1 protein-coding gene is annotated in these 401 nt (G+C 50.6%); it reads left to right on the top strand.

Translation table 11 applies throughout. The annotated features are described in order from the left end of the window. A partial coding sequence (locus LLU09_RS12545; RefSeq protein ID WP_228312055.1) for an SEL1-like repeat protein occupies positions 1-375 on the top strand: 375 nt, incomplete at its 5' end. Positions 376-401 lie beyond the last annotated feature (26 nt).

Here is a 401-nt window from a genome sequence, read left to right on the forward strand (position 1 = left end):
GAATTGGGGCTGGCGTATGCCAGTTGTGCTTCCAGTCAAGGTTATGCTCCGGCGAGCTATGAGCTTGGAAGCTACTATGAGTTGGTTGAAAATAATTATCCAAAGGCACTTAGCTACTATCAAGTCTCCGTCTCTCAAGGCGGCAGGAGTGCAGCCTTTTTTCTCTCGCGCGTCTTCGGAAAGAGGACGCCTCCTTCAAGTGCAATGTGGTATACGCCGGATGAAAAGCTTGAGAAATTCTACTACTCCCTCTATCTGCAAATTGATGCCGACCCCGATCTTCGTTTTCCCAATTTGGTAAAATATAACCCCTTGCCACCCCACCCCGTCCAGGGCTACGACGCAGCTCGACCCGACTGGAAGCCGGGTCAGTGATTCGGCTAATGGCTATTGGAATATGG

The sequence above is a fragment of the Salinicoccus sp. RF5 genome, assembly GCF_020786625.1.
Taxonomy (GTDB): Bacteria; Bacillota; Bacilli; order Staphylococcales; family Salinicoccaceae; genus Salinicoccus.